Here is a 25348-nt window from a genome sequence, read left to right as displayed (position 1 = left end):
CCACAGACCAAGGAGAATAACCGTGCAAGAACTGGCTATCAGCACCTCAAGCTGCCTGGTGCAGCAGGATGGCGGTGTGCTTATCGTTACCCTGAATCGCCCCGAGGCCAAGAATGCGTTCAATCCGGCCATGCTGCTGGGCCTCTACCGGGCCTGGCGTCTGCTGGACGAGGATCCCGCTTTGCGCTGTGCGATTCTCACCGCGCGTGGCGATACGTTCTGTGCGGGCATGGACCTGAAAGCCGGGGCCGAGGGTGACCAGGGCGCCAGTGACGAGTTCATGGCGTTGATGGCCGACGTCCCCAACCTGCACTGGCAGGCCCTGTTGCGCGACAACCGGCCGGCAAAACCGCTGATACTCGCCGTGGAGGGCTACGCCCTGGCGGGAGGAACAGAAATACTGCAAGGTACCGATATTCGGGTGGCGGCAGAAGACGCCGTATTCGGTGTCACCGAAGTGGCACGGGGCTTGTATCCGATGGCCGGTTCAACCGTGCGCCTGCGCCGTCAGATTCCCTACTGCCTGGCGGCTGAAATGCTGCTCTGCGGTGAGCACATCAGTGCCCGGCAGGCGTTGGAGTGGGGCCTCGTGAACAAGCTGGTTGCGCCGGGCACCACGCTGGCGGCAGCCCGTGATTATGCGGCCAGAATCTGCGCCAATGCACCGCTGGCCGTTGCCGCCGTCACGCGTTCCCTGCGCGAGCATCAGGAGTGCATGTCCGAAGACGATGCCATGCGCGCCTCGGATGCCCTGGCCGGCCCCGTGTTTGCTTCCGCCGATGCGAAAGAGGGAATGCGGGCTTTCAAGGAAAAACGCCCGGCGCATTTTCGCGGTGAGTGATGGCGCTATGGGCCGCCCGACTGGTTCGGTGGCCTTTTGCTGCGCATAATGACGCGCTTTAACCGATTAGCCCGAGGCCTTTGTATGTCAGATCACGCATCCACCTTCAGCACCCTGGTGCGCCAGCGCCGCTCCCTGCGCGCTTTTCTGCCCAAGCCCGTGCCTGAGCCGGCGTTGCGCCAGATTTTTGCCGATGCCGCCTGTGCGCCGAGCAACTGCAACACGCAACCCTGGATCGTGCACGTGGCGTCGGGTCCAAAACTGGAGACGCTGCGGGCACTGCTGCCTGCCGAGTTCATGGCGGGGCGTATCAGCATGGACTTCCCCTATGATGGCGTCTACGAGGGCGAGTACAAAACACGCCAGTACGCTGCAGCGCAGGCGCTGTATGATGCCATGGGCATTGCACGGGAGGACAAGGCGCGTCGGCAGGAGGCTTTCATGCGCAACTTTACTTTCTTTGATGCGCCGCACGTTGCCTTCCTGTTCCTGCCAGAACCGTTTGGCCTACGCGAGGCCTGCGATCTCGGGATGTTTGCGCAGACCCTGATGTTGAGCATGACCGCACAGGGTTTGGGTTCCTGCCCGCAAACGGCGCTCGGCTTTCAGGCTGAGCAGCTGCGCACGGCGTTGCAGGTCGATCCGGCGCACAAGCTCATGTTCGGTATCTCCTTCGGCTATCCGGACCCGGAGGCCGCCGCCAATCGCTGTATCACCGAGCGCGCAGCGGTTGACGATTTTGTTGTATTCCACAGTGAGGCCTGAGGCCATGGGTAGTGATGTCCTGTTGCAGGAACAGCGGGGCCGGGTGCGCCTGTTGACGCTCAATCGCCCTGCCAAGAAAAATGCCATCAACGACCCACTGTGGATTGCGCTGCGTGAGGCGTTCACGGCGGCCTCAGAGGATGATGGCGTGGCCTGTGTGGTGCTTGCCGGTGCCGGCGACAGTTTCAGTGCGGGTGTTGACCTGGCCAGCTTTGGCGGTAGCGAGGCGGATACGCCACACCCCTTCGAGAGCGCCGCTCGGGCCGTGGCCAGCTTCGACAAGCCACTGGTGGCGGCTCCCCGGGGCGTCGCGGTCGGAGGCGGGGCTACGGTACTGTTCCATGCCGACGTCGTTTATGCCGGAGCGAGTTTTCGCATGCGACTGCCGTTTGCTGCGCTGGGCCTGGTCCCGGAGTGGGCGAGCAGTTACATGCTGCAGGCCAATATCGGTGCGCAGCGCGCTGCAGAGCTGTTTTACACCGCGGAATGGATTGACTCGGCCCGCGCCCTGCAGCTGGGCGTTGTCGCTGCGGTGCTGCCAGACGAGGATGTGCTTGACCACGCTTTGCAACGGGCCGCGGCGATTGCGCAGTGGCCGGTCAGCTCCCTCCGCGAAATCAAACGCACCCTGCGCCTGCACCACGAGCCGGCCATTGAGGCAGCCTTCGTGGCCGAGCAGGCGGCGATGGCCCGTCAAGCCGGGTCAGCCGATAACCTGGAGGCGCTGACTGCATTCTTCGAGAAACGTCCACCGAGATTCAATTAGGCCTGGCCGCGACTCAGGGCTGCACGAACTCTGTGACTTCCAGGCTGAACCCCGACAGCGCATTGAAGCGGATGGGGGCTGACATCAGGCGCATTTTCCCCACGCCGATACGTTTCAGAATCTGGGCGCCAGTGCCGATGACCCGGTAATTGCCGATGCCACCGTTTTTGCTGTTGGTGACCGTGGGTGCGTTTGGATACTGGATCACGTCGGCAAGTGCCTGGGCGGAGGCAACCGGCTGACCGATCAATACCAGTGCGCCGAGATTCTCGCTGGCGATACGCTCAAGTGCCCGACGCGATGACCAGCCCGGTACCGCATCACCGATCAGCGTGCCGACGACGTCGCGCAGCAGGTTAACGGTTTGCACGCGCACCAGTGCCGCCGTGTCCTCCCGCAGTTCGCCGCGAGTCAGGGCGAAGTGTAGCGTGTCGTCAATGAGGTCGCTGAAGGTGTAGAGCGTGAACTCACCGAACTCGGTGTTGACTGTTTTGGTGTCCCGCAGCTCAACCGATTGCTCGTGCAGGGAGCGATACTCGATAAGGTCGGCGATGGTGCCCATGCGCAGCCCGTGGCGCTCGGCGAAGACCTCCAGCTGCGGGCGCCGCGCCATGGTGCCGTCCTCGTTCATGATTTCCACGATGAGCGATGCGGGCTCGAAGCCGGCCATGCGCGCCAGGTCCACACCCGCCTCGGTATGCCCGGCGCGGCGCAGCACACCGCCGGGCTTGGCGACCAGCGGGAATATATGCCCGGGCTGAATGATGTCAGACGGCCTGGCGTCAGCGGCAACCGCCTTGCGGACCGTGTGCGCACGCTGTACGGAGCTGATGCCGGGCCCCAGCTTTTCTGCGGCATCAATGGACACCGTGAAATTGGTCTCGTGCTGGGAGCGGTTGTCGCGCACCATCAGGGGTAGTTGCAGCCGGCGTGCGCGCTCTTCGGTGATAGGCATGCAAATCAGACCGCAGGCCTCACTGGAAAAGAACGTGATGATCTCCGGTGTCACCGCCTCAGCGGCAACAATGAGATCGCCTTCGTTTTCGCGGTCCTCGTCATCCATCAGGATAACCATCTTGCCGGCGCGGATGTCGTCGAGGATGTCCGGAATGCTACTGAGTGCCATGCTGTGCCTCTGGAAGCGGCGGGCGATCCCGCCGGATCGGTGTCAGATCATTTCGATGGCAACGGCGGTGGCCTCGCCACCCCCGATGCACAGTGCAGCAACACCGCGCTGTTTGCCCAGTTTACGCAAGGCGTACATCAGGCTGACGATGATACGCGAGCCGGTCGACCCGATGGGGTGGCCCTGCGCGCAGGCGCCGCCGTGGATGTTGACCCTGGCGTGATCCAGGCCGAGGTCCTGGATGGCCAGCATAGTGACCATGGCGAAGGCCTCGTTGATTTCGAACAGGTCGATATCGTCAATCTGCCAGCCGGTTTTCGCCAGCAGCTTTTCCACGGCGCCAATCGGCGCGATGGTGAACTCTGAGGGGTGCTGGCTGTGGCGTGAATGCGCCACGATGCGCGCCATCGGCTGCAGGCCCCGGGCCTCTGCGGTGCGCTCGTTCATCAAGATCAGGGCGCTGGCCCCATCCGAAATCGAGCTGCTGTTGGCTGCGGTAATCGTGCCATCGGCGGCGAAGGCCGGACGCAAATTAGGGATTTTCTCGACGGCTGCCTTGTGTGGCTGTTCGTCATCACTGACCACGGTGTCGCCCTGGCGGCTGGATACAGTAACCGGCGCGGTTTCCGCCTGCAGCGAGCCGTCCTCAATTGCGCGCTTGGCCCGGGTCAGAGATTCCACGGCAAAAGCGTCCATTTGCTCCCGAGTCAGCCCGCGCTGATTGGCGGTCTCCTGGGCAAAACTGCCCATGGCGCGTCCCGTGTCGGCATCTTCAAGGCCATCGACAAACATGTGGTCCAGCAGTTTCGCGTGGCCTGTGCGCACACCGCCGCGCGCGCCCGGAATCAGGTGGGGTGCGTTGCTCATGCTCTCCATGCCGCCGCAAACGACCGTCTGGTTGGTGCCCGCCGCGATGCTGTCAAACCCAAAAATCGTAGCCTGCATGCCGCTGCCGCAGAGCTTGTTCAGGGTAACGGCGCCTGCACCGTCCGGAATGCCGGCACCCCGTGCAGCCTGGCGCGCGGGGCCCTGCTTGAGGCCGCCAGGCAGCACACAGCCCATGAAGATCTCGTCGATATCAGCTGCTGCGACACCGCTACGTTCCAGGGCTGCCGCGATCGCGGTGCTGCCGAGCTGTGCTGCGGTGAGTGACGCAAGGCTCCCCTGCAAACCACCCATGGGGGTGCGGGCACCGTTGACGATGACGACTGATTCTTTGCTCATGATGATATTCCCGACTGCTGGTTACGGCGGTGGTGTTGCCCGCAGGCCTGCGGACCCTCGATAAAGCGGGCGCACATTAGGCCACAGTCGGGGACTGGACTCAAGGACGCGGCCGGGCCTCGGGTGACGCGGACTGACGCAACCCGCTCCTGCCCGGCGCGGTCTGCGACTGCTCGGGCGGATCGAAGAGCTTGCCGCGCACGGCCTCGCGGTATTGGCCAGGGGTGACGCCGTTGCTGCGTCGAAAACGCTGGGAAAAATAGCTGGCATCCTGCAGCCCCAGTTGCCAGGCAATTTCCGCAATGCTGAGGTTGCTGCGGCGCAGCAAGTCGCGAGCAGCGTTCATGCGCAGTGCATTCAGGTAGGCCTGCGGGCTCATGCCGGTCGCCTGTCGGAAGCGACGGTGCAGGGTGCGTGGACTGACGCCCAGTGCGGGTGCCATGTCCTGCAGCGACAGGGGCCCCGGCATGCGGTCGCGCAACCACTGTTGCGCCAGCAATACGGTTTCATCATGGTGGCGTCCCCGCGGCGCATCCTGCCATGCGGCAGCCTGGAAAGGCTGGCGTATTTCGGGAGAAAACTGGTGTTCGACGGCGCGCGCGATGCGGCTGCCGAACCAGTCCTCTACCAGGTGCACACACAGGTCGGCGATAGAATTGACACTGCCTACGCAATAAATGTTGTCGCTCTGCGTGATCAGGTGCCGGGTTTTCAGTGCGACCCGCGGGTAGCGCCGGGCAAAGCGCTCGAAATAGTTCCAGTGTGTGGTGGCGGGCCGTCCGTCGAGCAGGCCGGCCTCTGCCAGCAGGCTGCTCGCCGTCCCGACGCTGCAGATGCGTGTGCCCGATGCCGCAATCGATCGCAAGGTATCCATCCAGGGGGCACAGGCCCGGATCGTGGGCTGCGGTGTGCGCCAGATAGCGGGGAGAATCAACAGGTCCAGCGCGGGCAGGTGCCACTGTGACAGTTGCCCGTGCAGGGTCAGGCCGTTAGTCAGGGTCACCGGCCCGGCCTGCTCTGCCGCGAGCTGGTAGATCACGCCCGGGGCGCGGCGATCCTGGCTGCGCGCTGTTTGCGCGGCGGCAGCAAAGATCTCCATGGGGAGCGTGACACTGGTGGCAAGGGCATCGGGGTAGAGCAGGGCGGCTACGGTGTACATGGTGTGGGCTTCCTTATCGTGTGGCCAAAATACCACGATACTTGGCGGAATAAACATATTTATCCCGGGGGAGCGGCACCTACACTGCGCCGCTGAGGTACAGGCTATCTACAGAGGAGAGTGGTATGGGGCAGGCGCGTTTGCCGGTGATTGTCGGGTTTGGCGGTATCAACGGCGCAGGGCGTGCGTCGTCGCACCATGCCTATCGTCGGCTGGTGCACGATGTCCTGCCGGCGGTGACACGAACTCGCACGTTCTCCGCGCTCGCCCGGTTGATGGGAGTGGATGCAGCAGCGGCATCGGAGGAGTACCTGCTGGCCCACACGCTGATCCGTCGCGTGGAGCCGCAGCATTTCGACCCGGATGCGGTGGGTTGGAACCAGCGACTCACGGCGCGAGCCGGCAGCGGCCCCCTGGTGCTAAGGCTGCGTCGGCAGCAGCTTCCGGCCGTGTTGCCACCAGGCTGGCAGATTGTGCCAGTGAGCAGCGACGAGGTCGATGTCACCATGCCTGAACCGTTGGACGTCCTGTTGCCCACGGTGCGTGATTTTGAAGTCAAGGCCGCGGGACAACTGCCCACCGGGTTCGATCCCGGGACCCTGTACGCCTCGCGGAATCACCCTCGCGGCCTGCAAATGATGATCTACGCGGCGTCCGACGCGCTGCAGAGCATCGGGATTCCCTGGGAACAGATCCAGCAGCGCGTGCCTGCCGACCAGATCAGCGTCTATGCGGGCAGCGCCATGGGGCAACTCGATGGCGCGGGGGCAGGGGGAATGCTGCGTGCGCGGCACAACGGGCAGCGTGTCACGTCCAAGTTCTGTCCACTGTCCCTCGCCGAAATGCCGGCGGATTTTGTCAATGCTTACGTCCTGGGCAGCATGGGCGCGACCGGCGCAACCCTGGGGGCCTGTGCCTCGTTTCTCTACAATCTTCGCCAGGGCATCGAGGACATCCGCAGCGGCCGAGCACGGGTGGCATTTATCGGGTCTGCTGAAGCGCCGGTGAACCCCGAGGTGATGGACGGCTATGCCGCCATGGGCGCACTGGCCACGGACAAGGGGCTTCGGGAGTTGGACGGGTCAACCACCGCCGACCACCGTCGCGCCTGTCGCCCGTTCGCCCAGAACTGCGGCTTTACCATTGCCGAGTCGGCGCAGATGATTGTGCTGTTTGACGACGCGCTGGCGGTGGAACTGGGTGCCACAGTGTTTGGCGCAGCCACCGATGTATTCGTCAACGCGGACGGCTACAAAAAGTCCATTTCCGGCCCCGGCGTTGGTAATTACATCACCATGGCAAAGGCGACTGCTGCAGCGCGGGCCCTGCTGGGTGAATCGATCCTGCGGCGTGGAGGTCTGGTACAGGCACACGGCACGGGAACGCCGCAGAACCGCACCAGCGAATCACGCATACTGTCCGAGACTGCCAGGGCCTTTGGCATCAGCGCCTGGCCGGTGGCCGCGCTGAAATGCTACCTGGGCCATTCCCTGGGCTCGGCCTCCGGCGACCAGGTTACCGCGACGTTGGGGGTGTGGGCTGATGGCATCATACCGGGCATTACCACGATCGATGCCCTGGCAGAGGATGTGTGTCGCGAGAACCTGAACTTTGTCCTCCGCCATCAGACGGTAGATCCGGCGGAGCAGGCCTACGCGATCATCAACTCCAAGGGCTTTGGTGGCAACAATGCCTCTGCCACGTTGCTCAGTCCGGTCGTTGCGGCGAAGATGCTGCGTGCGCGTCACGGAGCGCGGGCGTGGCAGGACTGGCAGCAGCGCAATGAGGGTATCCTGCAGCGCCAGCGAGACTACGATGACGCATCCATTGACGGGCGTGTCGCGCCGACCTACCGCTTTGACTACGGCGTGCTGGGTGACGGGGACGTACAACACGGCGCTGAATCCATGCGCGTCGGCGAGTACGTGATCGATCTGAACCTCGACAATCCCTATCGCGATATGTGTGAGTGACTGCGGGCGACGTTACGGTGACCCAGAAACAGAAAAGGCGGCCCGAGGGCCGCCTTTTTTGCGTTCAGGAGGGTGCTTACAGGTTGTAGGTGACCTCCAGTCCGATACGGCGCCCTTTCGACAGGGGTGCGAATGTGCCGCCCAGCGGTACGCCCGACAGGGTATCGGGAAGCTGCGTATCGTTGCCGTTCAGTACTTCGTCCAGCAGGTTGCGGCCGTACACCGAGAATACCCAGTGACCGTCGTTGCTGTAGAAGTCGAGGCCTGCGTCAACGCGGTTCTGCTCGTTGATGAAGCCCAGGTTGTTGTCCGTATACGCGGACTCGTCGCGGTAGGAGTAGCTGATGCGCGAACCGAGGTAACCCCAGCTGCCAAGCTCCAGGTCGTGGTTCAGGCCCACGGTGTAGGTCAGGTCGGCTGCACGGGGCAGGTCCAGATCCTTGTCGGCGCCATCGACCACGCCGTCACCGTTGAGGTCTACCAGGACTTTGTCATAGCTTGCATCCAGCACACCGACGGAGGCAATAGCCACCAGGTTGTCGGTGAGGCCCCAGGTTGCATCAACTTCCAGGCCCATGATGGTCGCTTCCGCCGTGTTGCGCACCAGCTGGATCACGCCGATGGGGCCGGGGAGGTTGATTTCACGCTGCATGTCGTCAATCTTGTTGTAGAACACGGCCGCGTTGAGAATGCCGCGTCCGCCAAAGGACGACTTGTAGCCCAGTTCGATGCTGTCTACAGTTTCCTGGTCAAAGGGTCCGGGGGTGTCCGCCGGGTTGAACGACGTGTTGCGCATGTTGTAACCGCCGGAGCGGGTGCCCTGGCTGTAGTTGGCATACACGAAGGCTTCGTCCGACAGGGTGTAGGTCAGGCCGACTTTCGGGTTGAAGCTGCTCCAGCTGTCCTCATCCACAAAGTCGAAATCACAGTCGCCGAGTGTGACGATGTTGCAGGGGCTGTTGATGTTCTGGCTGAGGGAGGCGATTTCCACATCCTTGTCCTCTTCCGAGTAACGCCCGCCGAGGCTCAACACCAGTTTATCGTTCAGGTCGATATCCACCGAGGCAAAGACTGCCCAGGTTTCCGTGAGCAGGTTGCCGCCGCCATCGAACTGGGCCGCCGGTGCCACCCCGCCGGTTGCAACACCCAGCAGTTCGCGACGCTCGTGGTAGTTGATTTCGCTGTCGAAGTAGAAAACCCCGGTGGTGACGTTGAAACGATCGGCGAACAGTCCGTTGTAGCGCAATTCGTTGCTGACCTGGCGGTAGTCAATCCAGGACGGTGCGTGGAACAGCCACACCGGTTGAGCGTCGATGTCGCCGACCCCCTTGCCGTGGTAGTCGCGCACACCGTAGATGTTGGTGATGGTGCCGTCACCGAAGGCGACGTCGTAGTTCATCTCGATGGTCAACGCGTTGGTCTCGTTGTCCTGTGAGCCAGGTTCATCGATCGACACATCGAAGCTTTCGCGGTCGGCGTTAAACGGTGTGCCGGGTACGCCGGAGCCGTTGGTGTGGCTCTGGCCGACGGGGCCGTCGCCGGTGACCTTGCTGTACTCATAGCGCATGATCAACTCGAGGTCATCGGTGGGTGTAAAGACCACGACCGGACGCACCATGGTCTGGCGGATGGCGCCGATGTCCTCACCGTCGAACTGGTTCTCCACGAAACCGTCGTCGTCATTATGGTAGGCAGTGAAGCGTGCCGCGAACATGTCGTTCAGGGGGCCGCCCACACTGGCCATCGCATAGCGGCTGGGGCCGCCCTCCGGCCCCTGGTCAATGGCGGCACGGGCGCTGAATTCAAATTCTTCACCGGGCTTTTTGCTGTTCAGCAGCACGGCGCCGCCGGTGACGTTGCGGCCGAACAGAGTGCCCTGCGGACCACGCAGCACTTCAACGCTTTCCAGGTCGAAGGTGTCGAACAGAATGCCACTGTTGAGGCCGATGTAGACGCCATCCACTACAACACCCACGGTGGGGTCGATACCCGGGATCGAGCTGTTGACGCCCAGCCCGCGGATGGCAAAGTTTGCCGTACCGCGCGCTGTGCCGACATCGTCCAGTGCCACGTTGGGCAGGCGTACCGACAGGTTGGTGAGGTCGCGGATTTTCAGGGACTCCAGCTGGTCTGCACCCAGGGCGGAGATGGACAGGGGGACTTCCTGTGAACCTTCTTCACGCTTTCGCGCGGTGACAACCACTTCTTCCAGCAGGGCCGAGGTGCTGCGCCTTGCTTCTTCCTGTGCCTGGACGGTGGTTGAGAACGATGCCGCCATGACGGTGCCGAGCAGGGCGGATACGCCAACGGCGAGCGGGGTCCTTTTCATGCAGTGAGGTACATTAGTGCGTTTCATGTTGGTGCTCCTTTTAATTATACGTAGTCGTTCGCTACTGCTTGTGCGCATGTCCCCGTGCGTGCGCTGCGCTATCATTGTTTTCTCGCAGTGTCGTGGTTTAGCGGGCTGTGGACAACCGAATTATTACCGGTTTTGCCACCCTTCGACCCGTGAAGTTTACACCTGGCACATCGACGTTTCCGATGATACCTTCACCTCCGGAAAAATGCATCACCCAGTGCCCGGTTTGTCGTTTTGTCAGCGGGCTGTCGATTGCTGCTATCATGTGCGCCTGCAAAAAGCCGCCCGAGTTTTGCCATGAGTGATGTCCTGCACCACCTCCAGACCCGCAATTCTGCTCCACGCCTGACAACCCCGGCGCCCACCGGCGAGGAGTTGGAACAGATGCTCCAGGCCGGCCTGCGAGCACCGGATCACGCCTGGCTGCGCCCCTGGCGATTTATCATCATAGAAGGGGAGCGGCGCGAGGATTTCGGTGAGGTGCTGGAGCGCTGCCTGCTGCAGCGGGATCCGGGGGCGCACAGTTCGGCGCGGGAGAAGGCGCGCACCGCTCCACTGCGGGCGCCGTTGCTGGTGGTGGTGGTGGCCCGCCTGCAGGAGCATCCCAAAGTGCCGCTGTCGGAACAGCGCCTGTCGGCAGGGTGCGCCGCGCACGCCATTCTGCTCGCCGCCGAGGCGCTGGGTTACGCCGGCATCTGGCGCACGGGCGCTGCCGCTTTCGATCCTTATGTGGGCGCCGCGCTCGGGCTTGAGCCGGCGGAGGAGGTGGTGTCGTTCCTGTACATCGGCACCCGGGATGGCAGTGCCAAGACCTTGCCGGCTCTTGAGACGTCTGATTTCGTCATTCGCTGGTGAGTTCGGCGCGTTAGTTAACGAGGAGAAACGTACAGATGGTGATACCCGAATTTGAAACCCTTGCCCTGACGGTTGAACAGCAGGTGGCTACCGTAGCACTGAATCGTCCCGACAAGGCCAATTCGATGAATGCCGTGATGTGGCCCGAGTTGCAGGCCTGCTTTGAATGGCTGGATGCCGAACCCGGCGTGCGCGCGGTCGTGCTGTCAGGCAATGGCAGGCATTTTTGTGCGGGGTTGGATCTGGCCATGTTCAGCGATATCAAGGGCCACTCCAGCGACCCGGCGCGGCAGGCCGAGGAGTTCCGGCGCAATGTGCTGCGTATGCAGGACAACCTGAGTGCCATCGAGCAGTGTCGCAAACCGGTTCTGGCCGCCATTCACAATACCTGTATCGGCGGTGGTGTGGATCTCGTCTGCTGCTGCGACATGCGCTACGCCACCGAGGACGCGTGGTTCGCCATTCGCGAAATAGACATCGGCATGACCGCCGACGTGGGTACACTGCAGCGCATGCCGAAGCTGGTGGCCGATGGTATCGTGCGTGAACTGGCGTACACCGGCCGCAACATGGATGCTGAGGAAGCCCGTGAGGTGGGGTTCGTGAACCGGGTGTACCCGGACCAGGCCACGCTCCTGCGCGAGGTGACTGAGATTGCGCGCAGCATCGCGCGCAAGTCACCCCTGGCCGTGCGCGGCACCAAGGAGATGATTGTGTACGCGCGCGACCACAGCGTGCGTGACGGCTTGAATCACATCGCTACCTGGAACGCGGGGATGCTTAGCCAGGTCGACCTGATGGCCGGTGTTGAGGCTCAGGCAAACAAACGTCAGGCAACCTTCGAGGATTGATTGCGCGCAGTCTGCCCGGCGCCTTCAGGGATTGCCGGGCCAGTCGTCCATTTCCACGAAGGGGTGCAGCGCCAGGGCAATCCCCTCGTTGACGAAGGCATCGCTCTCCAGAATGTTGCGCCGACGCACGAAACGCCCGCCCGACGAGCGCGAGTCGATTGCATCCGTGACGTCGAGACCCCCGACACTGGCGAAAATACGCTTCAGTTCCATGTCATAGATGCTGATCTGCAGCGAGGCCACCGCGGCGCCCTGGTTCCAGTCAAACTCAGTGGACACACCGCTGCCGGGGCCCTGCAATGTCGGTTTGCGGGTGACACCGTGCCAGCGGGCTACACGATTCAGCCCGGAGGAAAACGGTACCTCGGACTCCAGCAGGTCGGTGAAAACGACCGCGTCTGCTTCAGTATTTTCCCGTAATTGATCGCGCACGCTTTGCATGATCTGTACGAAGGTGTTCATGTTCATGCGGCCGGTGGTCGGGTCGACCGGGTCACCGAAGGCGCGCACGGCCGTGTTCCAGTGCTGCGTGAATTCGCGCTGGGGAATCACCTTGTAGCCGTTGTCCTTGAGGTAGGTGGCTACCATGCCGTCGATGCGTGGGGCCTCTTTCTCAAGGTAGCTGCGCGAGGGCGGGCCGAGGTTGACGTGGGCGATCACTACAGTTTTCACTTTGGTCTGGGCGAGGCGCTCCTCATCCAGCTCGTAAGGGAATACAGTGGGGTTGTACGTGGCACCGCCGCAGGCCACGAGACCTGCGAGCAGTAGCAGTAGAGTGCCCAGACGGCGCGCGCTCCGGAAATAACGCATAAGGACTCCAGTTCGTTTATAGTGCGGCCATACTAGCAAAATCTCGAGGGAGAGGCAGCGATAATGACAGCTGAAGTATTCGACTCGGTGGCGGGTGACGGCCCCGACGTGGTGCTTTTGCACGGTTTGTTTGGCATGGGCAGCAATCTGGGGGGCGTGTCCCGGGCGCTGCAGGATCACTATCGGGTGCACAGTCTGGACCTGCCAAACCATGGGCGCTCGCGCTGGACCGACAGTATGTCTTTACCGGATCTGGCGCAGGCCGTGGACCGGTGGATGACCCACAGGGGCCTTGAAACGGCACACTTTGTCGGTCATTCCCTCGGTGGCAAGGTGGCGATGCAACTGGCGCTGGATTCACCCTACCGGGTCGACGCACTGGTCGTGGCGGACATCGCGCCGGTAGCCTATCCGCCCTCCCACCAGGCTGTGTTCGCCGCCGTCGCCGCGGTGGCGGAGGCAGGTTGCAGCAGTCGCGCCGACGCGGCGAAGGTGATGGCGCAACACCTGAAAGAAGACACGGTCATTCAGTTCCTGCTGCTTAGCCTGCAGCGCGATGAGGGCGGTGTTTACCGGTGGCGCTTCAATCACCGAGTGCTACGCGAGCAGTACCCGGCGTTGCTTGCCGCACCGGAGCCCGTCGCGCCCTTTGACGGCCGCACGCTGTTTATTCGCGGCGAGCTGTCCGACTACGTGCAGGACGCCTATCGCCCGCACATCGAGGCCCTGTTCCCGAATGCGGAAATCACGGCGCTCGCGGGGTGTGGGCACTGGTTGCACGCCGAACAGCCGACGCGCTTCAACCAGCGTGTGGTTGCGTTTCTTGACGGTTGACATGCAGCGCAGCTGCGGCAGGGGTCATTAAAGGTGCTGTTCACGCTGGGCGACGTCTTTGCATTGCTGCTGCTGGGGCTCCTGTGCACCTGGTTTCTGGCCTCGATCAGGGTGCGGGAGCTGGCGGTCGCCGCTGTGGACAGGGCGGGAAAGCGCGATGATTTCCAGCTGCTCGACCAGACTGTGCATCTCAATCGCATCTCCCTGAGCCGCGATGAGCAGCGTCGCTGGCGGGTCTGGCGCCAGTATCGGTTCGACTACAGCTTTGATGGTGTCGAGCGCCATGAGGGTTACGTCATCATGCTCGGGCAGCGCCTGCAGGCGATCATCGTGCGCGAACCGGAAACCACCCTGCATTAGCCTGTCAGGGCTTGCCGGGCGAGGTGCAGTAGCATCGCGGCACCGAGTACGGCCAGCAGGGTGTTGAGCAGCCGGTCAATCAGGGAGGCTCTGCTGCGCAGAATGGCCAGCCAGCGCGGTCGGCTCACCGAGAAGGCCACCAGGCAATACCAACCTGCGTCCGTCGCGATAACCGTGGCTGTCATCAGGGCCTGCGTCGCCATACCGGGGCTAGCGGGCAGGAACTGGCTGAACAGGGCGACCATGAAGAGTCCGACCTTGGGGTTCAGGAGGGCCACCAGAAACCCCTCGGATGCTGACTGTGCCAGCGACTGTGGGGCGGCCGCAGTGGCCTGCAGGGTCGCCGTGGCGCTGGCTGACCACTGGCGCAGGCCGCTAAGACCCAGATAGAGCAGCCATGCTGCGCCGGCGGTCTGTACGGCGGTGAACAGGTCTGGCGAGCGCTGCAGGGCCAGGGCGAGGCCGCTCACGGTCAATGCCGCATAGCAGCCGATGGCCGCTGCATGTGCCAGCGCCGCAGCGAGGCCGGCACGGCGGCCGGCGCGCGCGGTACAGCGCAGGATGACCGCCAGGCTGGGTCCCGGTGCCATGGCGCCCAGCAGGCAGATGCCCAGCAGCGATATCCACGTCACGGCATCCACTGAGGTCTTGCTCCAGGGTTGGGTAACAGGGTCATTTTTTCATCTTTTTTCCACAGATTCTGTGGATAACTCGGTGAGTAATTTGTTTAATCCCGGCCTCAGCCCAGTGGTCGGGCGGCATGTTACAGATTGGTTAAAAAACAATCAAACCTAAATTTAACTTTATTTACAATGACTTACAGAATATTCCTGATACTCGGCATTGGGTTCCCATGCTAAGCTTGCAGGGCACGACGGCAGTGCGGCCAATGTGCATAACCTTTTCCTTGTGTGCTACCAATGGTAACCCCCGGCCCGGCGCGGGAACAGCGCGGAGCGGTGTTCGCGGGTAACATCTGCATGACCCGCGACGGAACCCTTCGGCAATAGTGTCTTTGCAAACGTCAACCAAAAACTTTCATGTTACCGGGATGTAACGCGTTGGTGACACGCTATTGCCCGCGGTAGACGCAACCTGATGTGCAGGTTTCCCGGATTTCAACCTGCGCCAGTTCCGGTAACTCGGGTTTCAGGGCGTTCCATATCCAGCGCGCAATATTCTCGCTGGTGGGGTTTTCCAGCCCGGGTATGTCGTTCAGGTAGTAGTGGTCCAACTGCTCGAGAATGGGCTTGAAGGCGCTCTTGATGTCGCCGAAGTCCATGACCCAGCCACTGGGCTCGCTGGCCTCACCAGACACCACCAGGCGTACCTGAAATGAATGGCCATGCAGACGTGCACACTTGTGGCCTGCCGGTACGTTGGGCAAGCGGTGCGCCGCCTCGAAGTGAAACTCCTTGTAGATGTCCATGCAGCCAGAGCCTGTGGGTTGTGTTGCCATGCGTGACCAGAGCAGCCATAACGCGCAGCAAACGGATTGAGGAAACGCGAAATATTACTATCAAACACGGGTTTTTTCAGCGTTGGAAAAAATCCGCGATTTTTATTCCGGAACGTTTGACAGCCTTTTTTTTATCTCTATAATGCGCGTTCTCGGTCAGGGGGTGGTTAGCTCAGCTGGGAGAGCATCTGCCTTACAAGCAGAGGGTCGGCGGTTCGATCCCGTCACCACCCACCATCAACCGAGGACTTTCTGGAGCGGTAGTTCAGTTGGTCAGAATACCGGCCTGTCACGCCGGGGGTCGCGGGTTCGAGCCCCGTCCGCTCCGCCAATTACAAAAAAAGCCACCCTCGGGTGGCTTTTTTTGTGCCTTTCGCGCGTTCAGATGCGCTCGATGATAATTGCCGGGGCCATGCCGCCCGCGGCGCACATGGTGACCAGGCCAAACTGCTTGTCCTGGCGCTCCAGTTCGTCGAGCAACGTGCCGATCAGTATGGAACCAGTAGCGCCAATCGGGTGCCCCAGTGCCATTGCCCCGCCGTTGACGTTCACCTTCTCCCGATCGAGCTTGAGGTCACGGATAAACTTTTCCGCAACCACGGCAAACGCTTCGTTGATTTCGAACAGGTCGATGTCCGACAGCTGCAGGCCGGCTTTCGCCAGTACCTTGCGCGCGGCCGGTACCGGGGCATTGAGCATGAGCGTGGGAGAGTCACCCATGTTCGCCATGGCCACAATGCGGGCCCGGGGCTTCATCCCATGCGCCTGCGCATAGGCGGGAGATGCCAGCAGGATAGCCGCGGCACCGTCTACAACACCGGAGGAGTTGCCGGCGTGGTGCACGTGGTTGATCTTCAGGTCGGGGTAGGCCTGGTTGACCAGCTTGCGGAATGTGGTGCCGGCCTCGTCCAGAGGGTAGTCTGCCAGCGCTTCAAAGGAGGGTTTGAGTTCCGACAGGGTTGCCAGTGTGGTATTCGGGCGCGGGAACTCTTCATGGTCCAGCGCCAGGCTGCCGTCGAGACGATAGACGGGAATCAGGCTGCGTTCGAAGTGGCCGTTGCTGATGGCATGTGCCGCGCGCTGCTGAGACAGCGCGGCGAGGCTGTCGACCGCGTGTCGGTCGATGCCTTCCAGCGTGGCAATGGCGTCAGCACACACGCCCTGATGCGGCTGCGGGTGTTTCTCCCGCAGGCGCAGATTGTCGCTGTCGATAAAGGGTGACTGATTGGGGTCGCTGCCAAAGGTCGACATCATTTCACAGCCGCCGCCGATCACCAGGTCTTCCATTCCCGACATGATCGAGGCGGCCGCCATGCTCACCGAGGTGATGCCTGACCCACAGAACCGGTCCAGGGTCACACCGGAGGAGCGAACGTCGTAACCCGCGTCCAGAGCTGCCATGCGGGCGAGGTCCGCACCCTGCTGGCCGCGCTGGGTGCTGGTGCCGAATATAATGTCATCGACTTCGGCGGTGTTCAGTTGATTGCGCTCGGCGAGCGCGCGCAGGACGGTTGCCGCAAGGTGTTGCGGATGCTGGTCGGCGAGTGCGCCCTTGCCCTTTTTGCCGATGCCGCGTGGTGTTCGGCAGGCATCGATAATCCATGCTTCTGACATTGGTATAGTCCTCAAGTATCGTGGTTTCCGGGGTGCCGCGTTCAGCGGCCTTTCCACTGTGGCGCGCGCTTCTCCGCGAACGCGGTGGCGCCCTCGATGGCGTCCTCACTGGTGAAAATGGGTTGAATGATGGCCTGCTGTTTGGCGAACATTTCGTCGCTACTCCAGTCCTGGGCGCCGTCCACCACCTGTTTGCTCAGGGCGACTGCCAGCGGGCCGTTGGCGGCGATTTTGCGGGCGAGGGCTTTTGCAGCATCCAGCGCACTGCCAGCGGGCACCACTTCGTTGATCAGACCCAGGTCAAATGCGCGATGTGCGGAGATGAAATCGCCGGTCAGCGCCAGTTCCTTGGCAATGCGGGAGGGAATCTGCTTGGGCAGCTTGACCAGCCCACCGGCGCCGGCCGCGAGTCCGCGTTTCACTTCGGGAATGCCGAACTTGGAATCATCAGCGGCGACGACCAGGTCGCAACTGATCGCCAGCTCGAAGCCGCCGGCCAGCGCATAGCCCTCGATCGCGGCGATCAGGGGCTTGGCGGGTGTATATTCGCAGAGACCGGCAAATCCGCGTCCTTCAACGATGGGGAGTTCGCCGGTGACGAAGGCTTTCAGGTCCATGCCGGAGCAGAAGGTGCCACCTGCACCGGTGAGTATCGCCACGCGCAACGCCGAATTACTCTCAAGCTCGTCGATAGCGGCGGCTATGCCCTCGGCTACCGCTTTGTTTACCGCGTTTTTTGCGGCCGGACGGTTTAGCGTGATGGTCAGGACGCCATCGTCAATGTCGGTCATTACAACGTGTTCGGACATGTGTTCACTCCATGCGTGTCAATAGTTCAGGTTGCGTTCCAGCCTCAGTGATCGCCGGTGTCCGGATCATACTGCGCCGCGGCGCAAAGCGTAACCGGCCCGGTGCACTATGCGTAGGGCGTAAAGGCGGGGGCGAGATAGGGTGCCCCGTTGGTCTGCTGCAGGTAGACGAAGTCGACGCGGCCCGGCATATCGCAGCGCAGGGCGGGTGTCGTGTTCTCAGTCACCCGCATGACGATGCGAATATCCGGTGCTTCCAGCGGGCTCACCAGGGCACAGGTATAGGCTTCGCGGAACTGCGGGTTCAATCCTCCGGCGACCTCGCACCAGCTGATCAGCGACGCTTCACCGGACAGCCTGCGCCAGTGCAGGTTTCCGTCGCAGTGCGGGCAGTGTGGACGCGGGTACCAGACCGCGCGGTCGCAGGCGGCGCACCAGGTGACCTGCAGCTCCTTCCGGGCTGCAGCCGACCAGAATGGCCCGGCCAGCGGGTGGTCGAGATCGGGCCCGTTCATGCGCCCCCCCGGGACAGCACCAGTGTGGCCGCTTCGTCCGCGGTAAATCCTGCATATACAGCGCGTTGCGCATCGGTGACCTGGTTGGCGGCGCTACCACGCAGCTGTCGCACCAGTTCCACGACGTGGGAGGCACCGAGTAAATAGCCGTGGGACAGCAGCCCGCCGTGCGTATTGCAGGGTATGCCGCCCTGTCGCCGCGTGCGTGCATAGTGCAGGCGATCTTCCTGCACGAAGCTGCCGCCCTCGCCCTTGCGGCAGAAGCCCAGGTCCTCAATCTGCATCAGCGCCGTGCTGGAAAAACAGTCGTAGACGGCAATAACGTCGACCTCGGCAGGTGCCGTTTCCGCCATGGCGTAGGCCCAGGGTGCCGCGAAAACCTGCGGGGTAGCGGTCAGGTCCAGTTGCTGGCTGATGTAGGGCGCACCGGCGATTCGCCCGTGCCCCACACCATCGATATGGATCGGAATCCGGGGCATGTCCGCCGCGCGCTCCGAGGGACTCATGACCCAGGCCGCTGCACCGTCGGAAATCAGGCAGCAGTCTTCGCGTCGTAATGGGCCCGCCAGTGGTGGTCGGGCGAGGTAGGCCTCCAGCGTCAGGCCGCGATCCCGCATCACCGCGCCAGGATGTCCGTTTGCATGGCGGCGAAAGGTGAGCGGGATGGCGGCGAGCTGTGCCTCGGTGAGCTGATACTCGTGCATGTACCGCCGGGCGAAGGTGGCGAAATAGACAGGCTGTGGGTACCAGCCCAGAGGCACTTCAAGGTGTGCCTTCATGTCTTCCCCGGCGTGCCAGTCTCCCGGTGTTCCTGTGCCCGCGGCCCGGCGCGTGGCCCAGTCGACTGCGAACACATTGACGATATGCGTGGCCCGCCTGGCGCGCATGGCCATTGCCGCCTCATGCGCGCAGGTGGCAGCCCAGATCATAGCGCCGCCCTCGGTGCTGAACCAGAGAGGACCCAGGGTACCAAAGTGGCGGTGGAAGTCATCTGGCGTGATCTGGTCTGCGATGTGTCCGGACACCATCAGCCCATCAATGTCCTGCGGTTGTAAGCCGGCATCGGCTATCGCTGCTGCCACCGCTTCCAGTGCCATCTGCCGTGGGTCGCGGCCTGAGGGCCCGCTCACGGCGGTTTCTCCCACGCCGGTGATGGTTGCGATACCGCGGATATCCTCCAGGGGTTCCGCGGTCCCGCCCGCGGGCAGCGACGTGGCGCGCGCGAGCGACCGCAGCGATAATGCAGGCATCAGCGGCGGATCCGCTGTGCCGTCTGGAAGTTCTGCCGGGTTGTGCGCATGCGTAGCCTGCTGAAGTTCAGAGTCTGGCTGCGAAGACTAGCCCGGGGCGCGTTATCGGGGCAAGCCGACTGGTCAGCCTGCGTGTTCCTCCGGGCGATTCGCCAGCCTTCGCGCCACCGGGGTGCGAGTCGGTATAAGCACTTGCACCGCGCCGTTTAAGCGCGCGGGCAAAAACGTCTATCATCGGTTGTTGAGTTTTAGTGAGCCGGGCCGCAGCGTCCGCACGGTTGCCAAGGAGTTTGCAATGCCGAAACCACGTCCCCCGATGCCGATACCCTTCGGCTGGTTTGTTGTCTCCTACAGCGATGAGCTCGCAGTAGGGCAGTCTCGCGCGGTCAATTACTTCGGCCGTGAAATGGTGCTCTTCCGCACCGAATCGGGCCGTGCGGTACTGCTCGATGCGTACTGTCCCCACCTCGGCGCACACCTGGGGTACGGCATCAATGAAAGCAGTGGGCAGGGCGGGCGCATCGAAGGCGAAAGCATTGTCTGTCCCTTTCACGCCTGGAAGTTCGACGCCGCGGGTTACTGTACCGATGTCCCGTACGCGAAAAACATGCCGCCCAAGGTTGTTGGCAAACAGTGCCTGGAGTCCTATCCCGTGGTAGAGGACAATCAGGTGATCTACGCCTGGTACCATCCCGAGGGGGTTGCACCCCTGTGGGAGGTGGAGTCCTTTGAAGAGGCCAACAGCGCTGAATGGGCGCCTCTGCAGCGCTTTGAATGGGTTATCAAAACGGCCTGCCAGGAGATGGCGGAGAATGGTGCCGATTCTGCCCACTTCCGTTATGTACACCAGACCGCGACCTTCCCGGAAACTGAGCTGACCTATGATCAGCACTACTCGCTGGGTGTGCAGCGTGCGGATATGAAAACGCCCCGGGGTATGGTGAAAGGCAGCATAACCTCCAAGAATATCGGTCCGGGGCAGGGCTTCACGCGTTTCGAGGGTATCGCCAGCACGTTTCTGATGGGTAATGTGACACCCATCGACGATGAAACGGTACATGTTCGCTTTGCTTTTACGCAGCCGCTGGTGGATGGCGAGGTCAAGGCTGGTGGTGTCAACGCAGCGATCATCCGGGATATCTGTAAGCAACTGGATGAAGACAAACCCATCTGGGAAAACAAGATGTTCCGTCCGCAACCGGTACTCTGCGATGGCGACGGCCCGATTGCGCGGTTCCGCAAGTGGTACGGCCAGTTTTACGCAGAGCCCTTCACGACCGCCGCGTAATCTGGACTGGCCGCGGTTCTCGCGGCCAGCATCAGAAAGGCCTCAGAATGCAATACTGTCACCTTCGGCGGGTATCGCTGCCCGTCGTTGGTGTCGCTCCCAAAGCAGCGATGCGAGGGCGTCCTGGGCGTCCGGTTCGCCGTGTACCAGCACCAGTCGCGCCGACTCCTCAAAATTCGCGGCCCAGGCCAGCAGCTCGCTCTGTCCGGCGTGCGCCGAGAAACAGCCCAGCGTCTCTATGCGCGCCTTGACGGCATACTCTTCACCGAACAGCTTGACGGTCTGCATGCCATCGACCAGTAGGCGGCCGAGTGTCCCGCGGGCCTGAAACCCGGCGAATATCACGGTATTGCGATCGTCCCAGATACGCTGTTTGAAGTGATGACGGATACGACCACCCGTGCACATGCCGCTGCCGGCAATGATGATCGCGCCACCCTTGATGCGATTGATGGCCATCGACTGCTCCGTATCGGCGGTCAGCTGCAGGCGAGGCAGGAAGTCGGCTAATGATTCCTTGTGTACGTCCGACAGCTCGCGGATATCCTCCCCGTCCATGATGTCCAGCCAGCGGTCGTAGACCCGGGTGACCTCGATGGCCATTGGGCTGTCGAGAAATACCTGCCAGTTGTCGAGTTGGCCCGCGTGGTGCAGGCGCCCGAGGTGGAACAGAATTTCCTGCGTGCGACCGACGGCAAAGGAGGGGATCATCACGCTGCCACCCTGGTTCCAGGTCTCGTGAAGTATCTGGGCAAACTCCTCCATGGAATCATCCTCGTAGCGATGATCCCGGTCGCCATAGGTGCTTTCCATGAGCACGATATCGGCTTTCTCCAGCGTGGCGGGGTCGTTCATCAGTACCGAACCCTTGCGCCCGAGGTCACCGGAAAAGACCAGCCGCTTTTCGGTGGCATTCTCCGTGAGCACGATTTCCACGACCGCTGAACCGAGAATGTGTCCGGCATCGTGCAGGGTAACGCTGCAATGCTGGCCAAGTTTGAACGGTTTGCGGTAGCGACTGGGCTCCAGTTGTTTGAGAACCCGCTCGACATCCTGCTCGTCATACACCGGTTCGCGGGTTTTTCGACCCCGTCGCGCGGCCCGCAGGTTTTCACGCTCAAGGTCGCGCAGATAGAGGCCGACGGCGTCGTGCAACATGATGGGCAGCAGATCCGCCGTGGCGCGGGTGCAGTGAATCGGCCCGCGGAAACCCTGGTGTACCAGCAGCGGCAACATCCCGCAGTGATCCAGATGGGCGTGGGACAGGACGACAGCGTCAATACTGTCGGGGCGAAAGCTGAAGCGTTCGTTGTGGATACGCTCGACCGCATCGCCGCCCTGGCGCAGGCCGCAATCCAGAAGGACCCGCCCGCAGGCCTTGGATTCCAGCAGGTGACAGGAGCCCGTGACTTCCTGCGCGGCGCCGTAAAATGTGAGGGTTGCCATAATCGCTCTCTTTGCACTACGTTGCGCTGATTGTACCTCGGGCCACATGCAGGCGTCTGCTCCCTCTGCCCCTCGCAAGGGGCCCTGCGCGGGATGCAGGAGTCGGCTATAATTGTTGGCTTGCGGGCAGGGCCAGGCCGCTCAAGCACAGGCGACAGGACAGCAACATGGCAGATAACAAACTGATACCCCTGGTGCAGGTGCCCAGCGGTGGCAAGTACGTCAATGAACGGGGCATTACCGCCATCAAAGACGGTATCAAAACCGCTGCAACCGCCGGCGCTCGCCTGCCCAAGCCGGAGTGGTTGCGCATTCGCGTGCGCGGCGGTGCCACCTACGACCGCGTAAGGTCCATCGTGCATGAGCACCGGCTCGCTACCGTCTGTGAAGAAGCCAAGTGCCCCAACATGAGTGAGTGCTGGAGTGCCGGCACCGCCACCATCATGCTGATGGGTGACGTGTGCACCCGTGCCTGTCGCTTTTGCGCGGTCAACACCGGTAATCCGCGAGGCTGGCTCGACCCTGAGGAGCCCGCCAACACCGCCCGTTCCGTGCAGCTGATGGGCCTCAAGTACGTGGTACTGACGTCGGTGAATCGTGATGATCTGCCGGACGGGGGAGCCGGGCACTACGCCGCCTGCGTACGCGCGGTGAAGTTGGAGAATCCAGAGACTGCCGTGGAAGCCCTCACCCCTGACTTTCTGGGTGTACTCGCCGATGTGGAGACGGTCCTCGATTCGGGCATCGAAGTCTTCGCACAGAACGTCGAAACGGTGCGTCGACTGACCCACCCGGTGCGTGATCCCCGGGCCAGCTATGAACAGACCATTGCCGTGCTGGCCCACGCCAAGCAGTATCGGCCTGATGTGCTCACGAAAACCAGCCTCATGCTCGGTCTTGGGGAAAGTGAAGACGAGATCCTCGAGGCGATGGATGATTTGCGCGCAGCCGGCGTGGATATTCTGACTTTCGGGCAGTATCTGCAGCCCACGATCAATCACTACCCCATCGAGCGCTATGTGTCGCCACAGGATTTCGAGAAGTACCGCCAGTGGGGCCTGGACAAGGGCTTCCTCGAGGTGGTGTCCGGTGTGTTCGTGCGCTCCAGCTATCGCGCGGAGCAGGTTCTGGAAAAAAACAACGTGGGGCTCAGCCGGCCCTGAGTCTGGTAAAGCGGGCAGCGGCGTCTCCGCGAGCCTGCGCCGGTTTTCCGTGGTTATCCCGCGCCGATTTTACGTGGGTATAATGTTGCCCGCGTAGCACAGGGCAGGTAGGGGTGGTCATGCACACGAAATTCGACAGGATTGGGCTGGTTGGCCGCAGCCAGCAGGAGGGGCTGACCGACGTTCTGGACGAGCTGGTGCATCTGCTGCAGGCGCTGGGCAAGGATCTGGTGCTGGAGTCGCGTCTTGCCGAGCTGGTGGCAGACCAATCCATCCCCCGCGCCAGCCTCGATGCCATCGGTGAGGACAGCGATCTGGTCATCGTGGTCGGGGGCGATGGCAGCCTGCTGAGCGCGGCGCGTACCCTGGCCAAATATGAAACACCGGTGCTCGGGGTCAACCGCGGGCGCCTCGGCTTTCTGACCGATATCAGCCCTGACGACATTGCCCAGCAGGTCCCCGCGGTGCTGGCCGGCGAGTACACCCGCGAAAGCCGCTTTCTGCTCGATGCCCGCGTGGTGCGTGACGGCAAGACGGTAGGGCGGGCGGATGCGCTCAATGACGTCGTGGTCAACTCGGGAACATCCGCGCAGATGATCGAGTTCGAATTGTCGATCAACGGCGTTTTCGTGTACCGGCAACGGGCTGACGGCCTGATCATTTCCACACCCACCGGGTCAACGGCCTACTCGCTGTCCGGGGGTGGTCCCATCATGCACCCCACGTTGGACGCGGTGGTCCTTGTCCCGATGTTTCCTCACGCGCTCAGCAGCCGGCCCATCGTCGTGGACGGGAACAGTGAGATTCGCCTCGATATTCTCGAGCGCAACCGGATTCATCCGCCCGTCACCTGCGATGGACAGGTCAACATGACTGCCCGTCCCGGCGATTCCGTACTGGTCACCAAGAAGCCACACCGGCTCACGCTGCTGCACCCGCTGGGTCACAGTTTCTATGCCAGTTGCCGCGATAAACTGCGCTGGAATACGGCGCTGGTGAACTGATGCACGAGGGGCATGTCGTGCTGCGGGCACCCGCGGGAGAGGATTTGCGCCCGGTGGTTGTGTTCCTGCAGCAACAAGGTGTGCGCTGCCGCGTCTACGAGGCCGGCGGGGAACAGGTGCTGGAGGTGGCAGACCCATCCCAGGTGGAGGCGGCGAGCGCCGTTTATGCCGCCTGGCGGGCCGGTGACATCCAGCTTGAGCTGCGTGCAGCCCCTTCGCATGCCCAGTCGCGGCTGGGGCGGGGTGTCTGGCGCGAGGCACCGGTTACGCTGCTGTTGCTATTGCTCAGCGTGGCAGGGTTCCTGCTGGTGTATCTCGGAGCCTCCGCGCAGCGACTGTCCCTGTTCACCTTCACCCCGTTTGTTATCAGCGGCGATAGCCTGCGCTTTGGGGAAATGGGCAGGGAGTACTGGCGCCTGCTCACCCCGGCGTTCCTGCACTTTGGCTGGTTGCATATCGTGTTCAACAGCCTCTGGCTATGGGAGTTGGGTGCCAGGATCGAGCGGCGCCTGGGCTCGGTACACATGCTGGGGCTGTTCATCTGCATCGCGCTGGTCTCGAATGGCTCCCAGTACCTGTTTGGCGGGCCCTCCATCTTTGGCGGCATGTCCGGTGTGGTTTATGGTCTGCTCGGCTTCAGTTTTTGCGGAGCACGCCTGCAACCTGCCTGGGGTTTCGAACCCAGTCGTCCCATCATGTTGCTGATGGTGGGGTGGTTGCTGCTCTGTATCGCTGGGGTGGTTGAGGTGCTCGGTTTCGGCGCCATCGCCAACGCCGCGCACGTTGCTGGCCTGTTGTCGGGCGCGCTGCTTGGCGTGTTTCTTGCGCTGCTGGCGCGGCGCAGCGGCGACAGCGGAGCGTCCGGACGGTTATAATC

General features: G+C 62.4%; 24 protein-coding genes and 2 tRNA genes. 14 read left to right on the top strand and 12 right to left on the bottom strand.

Features of this window, described 5'->3' with window-relative positions; genetic code table 11:
• Nucleotides 1-22: 22 nt before the first annotated feature.
• From R3E49_RS05205 to R3E49_RS05195, 3 genes are all read left to right on the top strand, one after another.
• Entirely contained in the window at nucleotides 23-841 is an 819-nt protein-coding gene (locus R3E49_RS05205) for a crotonase/enoyl-CoA hydratase family protein (RefSeq protein ID WP_371294060.1), read from the top strand.
• Between the two features lie 84 nt (nucleotides 842-925).
• Complete coding sequence (locus R3E49_RS05200) at nucleotides 926-1606, top strand: nitroreductase (RefSeq protein ID WP_290738998.1); 681 nt, start codon at nucleotides 926-928, stop codon at nucleotides 1604-1606.
• Between the two features lie 4 nt (nucleotides 1607-1610).
• The gene (locus R3E49_RS05195; protein WP_371294059.1) at nucleotides 1611-2372 is read left to right on the top strand and encodes an enoyl-CoA hydratase/isomerase family protein; all 762 of its coding nucleotides are present in this window, start codon (nucleotides 1611-1613) and stop codon (nucleotides 2370-2372) included.
• Between the two features lie 13 nt (nucleotides 2373-2385).
• Here the strand turns inward: R3E49_RS05195 and ribB are convergent, their stop codons facing one another.
• From ribB to R3E49_RS05180, 3 genes are all read right to left on the bottom strand, one after another.
• Nucleotides 2386-3498: a 3,4-dihydroxy-2-butanone-4-phosphate synthase gene (ribB, locus tag R3E49_RS05190; RefSeq protein ID WP_290739004.1), complete on the bottom strand. Its 1113-nt coding sequence runs from the start codon at nucleotides 3496-3498 to the stop codon at nucleotides 2386-2388.
• A 42-nt stretch (nucleotides 3499-3540) separates the two neighbouring features.
• A complete protein-coding gene (locus R3E49_RS05185) occupies nucleotides 3541-4722 on the bottom strand; it encodes an acetyl-CoA C-acyltransferase (RefSeq protein WP_290739007.1) in 1182 nt (393 codons plus the stop codon).
• 100 nt (nucleotides 4723-4822) lie between these two features.
• Complete coding sequence (locus tag R3E49_RS05180) at nucleotides 4823-5881, bottom strand: GlxA family transcriptional regulator (protein WP_371294058.1); 1059 nt, start codon at nucleotides 5879-5881, stop codon at nucleotides 4823-4825.
• Between the two features lie 125 nt (nucleotides 5882-6006).
• Here R3E49_RS05180 and R3E49_RS05175 point away from each other — a divergent pair, with 125 nt between their 5' ends.
• The gene (locus R3E49_RS05175) at nucleotides 6007-7854 is read left to right on the top strand and encodes a beta-ketoacyl synthase (RefSeq protein ID WP_371294057.1); all 1848 of its coding nucleotides are present in this window, start codon (nucleotides 6007-6009) and stop codon (nucleotides 7852-7854) included.
• Between the two features lie 76 nt (nucleotides 7855-7930).
• Here R3E49_RS05175 and R3E49_RS05170 read toward each other — a convergent pair whose 3' ends face one another.
• Nucleotides 7931-10183, bottom strand: coding sequence for a TonB-dependent receptor (locus tag R3E49_RS05170; protein ID WP_371294056.1), 2253 nt, complete (start codon nucleotides 10181-10183; stop codon nucleotides 7931-7933).
• A 327-nt stretch (nucleotides 10184-10510) separates the two neighbouring features.
• On the opposite strand from R3E49_RS05170, the gene R3E49_RS05165 reads away from it, so the two are divergent.
• Both R3E49_RS05165 and R3E49_RS05160 read left to right on the top strand, forming a co-directional pair.
• Nucleotides 10511-11068 carry an NAD(P)H nitroreductase gene (locus tag R3E49_RS05165; protein ID WP_371294055.1) on the top strand — a complete coding sequence of 186 codons (558 nt, stop codon included), beginning with the start codon at nucleotides 10511-10513 and terminating at the stop codon, nucleotides 11066-11068.
• A gap of 35 nt (nucleotides 11069-11103) precedes the next feature.
• Nucleotides 11104-11919, top strand: a complete 816-nt coding sequence (locus R3E49_RS05160) for a crotonase/enoyl-CoA hydratase family protein (protein ID WP_371294054.1) — start codon at nucleotides 11104-11106, stop codon at nucleotides 11917-11919.
• Between the two features lie 24 nt (nucleotides 11920-11943).
• Here the strand turns inward: R3E49_RS05160 and R3E49_RS05155 are convergent, their stop codons facing one another.
• Nucleotides 11944-12729 carry a hypothetical protein gene (locus R3E49_RS05155; RefSeq protein ID WP_371294053.1) on the bottom strand — a complete coding sequence of 262 codons (786 nt, stop codon included), beginning with the start codon at nucleotides 12727-12729 and terminating at the stop codon, nucleotides 11944-11946.
• A gap of 63 nt (nucleotides 12730-12792) precedes the next feature.
• Here R3E49_RS05155 and R3E49_RS05150 point away from each other — a divergent pair, with 63 nt between their 5' ends.
• On the top strand, nucleotides 12793-13563 hold the full coding sequence (locus tag R3E49_RS05150) for an alpha/beta fold hydrolase (RefSeq protein WP_290739040.1): 771 nt from the start codon (nucleotides 12793-12795) through the stop codon (nucleotides 13561-13563).
• Between the two features lie 33 nt (nucleotides 13564-13596).
• Complete coding sequence (locus R3E49_RS05145) at nucleotides 13597-13923, top strand: DUF3301 domain-containing protein (protein WP_371294052.1); 327 nt, start codon at nucleotides 13597-13599, stop codon at nucleotides 13921-13923.
• Here the strand turns inward: R3E49_RS05145 and R3E49_RS05140 are convergent.
• Complete coding sequence (locus R3E49_RS05140) at nucleotides 13920-14564, bottom strand: LysE family translocator (RefSeq protein ID WP_371294051.1); 645 nt, start codon at nucleotides 14562-14564, stop codon at nucleotides 13920-13922. The two genes, R3E49_RS05145 and R3E49_RS05140, sit on opposite strands and share 4 nt — an antisense overlap.
• Nucleotides 14565-14995: 431 nt before the next feature.
• Nucleotides 14996-15352 carry a 6-carboxytetrahydropterin synthase QueD gene (queD, locus tag R3E49_RS05135; RefSeq protein ID WP_371294050.1) on the bottom strand — a complete coding sequence of 119 codons (357 nt, stop codon included), beginning with the start codon at nucleotides 15350-15352 and terminating at the stop codon, nucleotides 14996-14998.
• A gap of 191 nt (nucleotides 15353-15543) precedes the next feature.
• On the opposite strand from queD, the gene R3E49_RS05130 reads away from it, so the two are divergent.
• Both R3E49_RS05130 and R3E49_RS05125 read left to right on the top strand, forming a co-directional pair.
• Nucleotides 15544-15619 (top strand) — tRNA-Val (locus R3E49_RS05130).
• 17 nt (nucleotides 15620-15636) lie between these two features.
• Nucleotides 15637-15713 (top strand) — tRNA-Asp (locus R3E49_RS05125).
• A 50-nt stretch (nucleotides 15714-15763) separates the two neighbouring features.
• Here R3E49_RS05125 and R3E49_RS05120 read toward each other — a convergent pair.
• The 4 genes from R3E49_RS05120 to R3E49_RS05105 form a co-directional block, all read right to left on the bottom strand.
• On the bottom strand, nucleotides 15764-16996 hold the full coding sequence (locus R3E49_RS05120) for an acetyl-CoA C-acetyltransferase (protein ID WP_290739051.1): 1233 nt from the start codon (nucleotides 16994-16996) through the stop codon (nucleotides 15764-15766).
• Nucleotides 16997-17037: 41 nt separating this feature from the next.
• Nucleotides 17038-17805, bottom strand: coding sequence for a crotonase/enoyl-CoA hydratase family protein (locus R3E49_RS05115; protein ID WP_290739054.1), 768 nt, complete (start codon nucleotides 17803-17805; stop codon nucleotides 17038-17040).
• A gap of 107 nt (nucleotides 17806-17912) precedes the next feature.
• Nucleotides 17913-18320, bottom strand: a complete 408-nt coding sequence (locus R3E49_RS05110) for a Zn-ribbon domain-containing OB-fold protein (protein WP_290739057.1) — start codon at nucleotides 18318-18320, stop codon at nucleotides 17913-17915.
• Entirely contained in the window at nucleotides 18317-19570 is a 1254-nt protein-coding gene (locus R3E49_RS05105) for a thiolase family protein (protein ID WP_290739060.1), read from the bottom strand. The genes R3E49_RS05110 and R3E49_RS05105 overlap by 4 nt, the downstream gene beginning before the upstream one ends.
• A gap of 295 nt (nucleotides 19571-19865) precedes the next feature.
• On the opposite strand from R3E49_RS05105, the gene R3E49_RS05100 reads away from it, so the two are divergent.
• Nucleotides 19866-20858: an aromatic ring-hydroxylating dioxygenase subunit alpha gene (locus R3E49_RS05100; protein ID WP_290739063.1), complete on the top strand. Its 993-nt coding sequence runs from the start codon at nucleotides 19866-19868 to the stop codon at nucleotides 20856-20858.
• A 42-nt stretch (nucleotides 20859-20900) separates the two neighbouring features.
• On the opposite strand, the gene R3E49_RS05095 is transcribed toward R3E49_RS05100, so the two are convergent.
• Nucleotides 20901-22304, bottom strand: a complete 1404-nt coding sequence (locus R3E49_RS05095) for an MBL fold metallo-hydrolase RNA specificity domain-containing protein (RefSeq protein WP_290739066.1) — start codon at nucleotides 22302-22304, stop codon at nucleotides 20901-20903.
• Nucleotides 22305-22471: 167 nt separating this feature from the next.
• Between R3E49_RS05095 and lipA the strand changes: the two genes are divergently transcribed.
• From lipA to R3E49_RS05080, 3 genes are all read left to right on the top strand, one after another.
• A complete protein-coding gene (lipA, locus tag R3E49_RS05090; RefSeq protein ID WP_371294049.1) occupies nucleotides 22472-23467 on the top strand; it encodes a lipoyl synthase in 996 nt (331 codons plus the stop codon).
• Nucleotides 23468-23586: 119 nt separating this feature from the next.
• Nucleotides 23587-24471, top strand: coding sequence for an NAD(+) kinase (locus R3E49_RS05085; protein WP_371294048.1), 885 nt, complete (start codon nucleotides 23587-23589; stop codon nucleotides 24469-24471).
• Entirely contained in the window at nucleotides 24471-25346 is an 876-nt protein-coding gene (locus R3E49_RS05080; protein WP_371294047.1) for a rhomboid family intramembrane serine protease, read from the top strand. The genes R3E49_RS05085 and R3E49_RS05080 overlap by 1 nt, the downstream gene beginning before the upstream one ends.
• Nucleotides 25347-25348 lie beyond the last annotated feature (2 nt).

The organism is Haliea sp. (assembly GCF_041395985.1).
GTDB lineage: Bacteria > Pseudomonadota > Gammaproteobacteria > Pseudomonadales > Halieaceae > Haliea.
Note: the sequence above shows the minus strand (reverse complement) of the source record. Positions and strands in the feature narration are given on the sequence as shown.